Annotated in this window: 1 protein-coding gene; it reads right to left on the minus strand. The window is 60.1% G+C overall.

Features of this window, described 5'->3' with window-relative positions; all coding sequences use genetic code 11:
* Nucleotides 1-1,502: amino acid adenylation domain-containing protein (locus tag ASU23_RS12095; protein ID WP_156423140.1), on the minus strand; the 1,502-nt coding region annotated here is incomplete at both ends.

Genomic DNA, 1,502 nt, shown 5'->3' on the forward strand with positions numbered 1-1,502 from the left:
GGAGCCCGGAACACCGCAACCTCGAACACCGGCTCCGGCAACAACTTCCGATCCAACTTCCCCGAAGCATTGAGCGGCAACGCATCCAACACCACAAACTGCGACGGCACCATATACGACGCCAACCGCTCCCCCACACCCACCTTCACCACATCAACATCAACCGAAGACCCCACCGCAGCAGTGACATACGCAACCAACTGATCACGCCACACCACCACCACAACAGAACCCACACCCACCTGATCCCGAACCGCAGCCTCGATCTCCCCCAACTCGATCCGCTGACCACGCAACTTCACCTGAAAATCACTACGACCGACATACTCGAGCTCACCCGACACACCGATCCACCGCACCACATCCCCCGTGCGATACATCCGCGAACCCACCCCACCGAACGGATTCGCCACAAACCGCTCCGCCGACAAATCCACCCGCCCGAAATACCCACGAGCGACCTGCACACCCGACAAATACAACTCACCCGCAACACCCACCGGCACCGGACGCAACCGCGAATCCAACACCAACACCGACGAATTCCACACCGGAGCACCCATCGGCACCACCACACCCACACCATCGAGCGGACCCGCCGCCGTCGCATGCACCGTGAACTCCGTCGGACCATACAAATTATGAACCTCAACCGACGGCAACACCGACAACACCCGACCCACCACCGACGCCGGCAACGCCTCACCCGCCGCGAAAATCACCCGCAACGAACCCAACCCACCACCACCGAGACGCGAAATCGTCGCCTCCGACGTGTCGACCAACTGATCGACGAACACCTCCAACATCGACGGCACAAACGAGACCATCGACACCGACTCCGCCGCCACCACCGACGCCAAATACCCCGGATCCCGATGACCGTCATGAGTAGCCACCACCAACCGAGCACCCACCGCCAACGGAACAAACAACTCCCACACCGACACATCGAACGTCACCGGAGTCTTGAACAACACCACATCAGAACCCGACACCGCATAACGCTCCGCCAACCACGACACCTGATTGACCACACTGCGATGACTGACCGCCACCCCCTTCGGCCGACCCGTCGACCCCGACGTGAAAATCACATACGCCGTATTCCCCGACCGCAACGGCGAAACCCGATCCACATCCGAGACAGGAGCATCCGAAAAACCAGACACATCAACAACATCAACCTCGACCACCGGCACCACACCAGCATCGAAACCAACATCAGAAGTACTGACCACACACACCGGCGACGCCGCCGCCAACACATACCCATTACGCTCCGCAGGCTGATCCGGATCCACCGGAACATACCCACCACCAGCCCTGAGCACACCGTAAACCGCAACCAACAAATCAACCGACCGACGAACCGCCACACCCACCAACGACTCCGGCCCCACACCCACCGAAACCAAATACCTGGCAAAACGATTCACCCGAGCATCGAACTCCGCATACGACAACGACACACCCTCGAACGAGAGCGCTACCGCATCCGG

Source organism: Rhodococcus sp. KB6 (assembly GCF_001445685.1).
Classification (GTDB): Bacteria; Actinomycetota; Actinomycetes; order Mycobacteriales; family Mycobacteriaceae; genus Rhodococcus_F; species Rhodococcus_F qingshengii.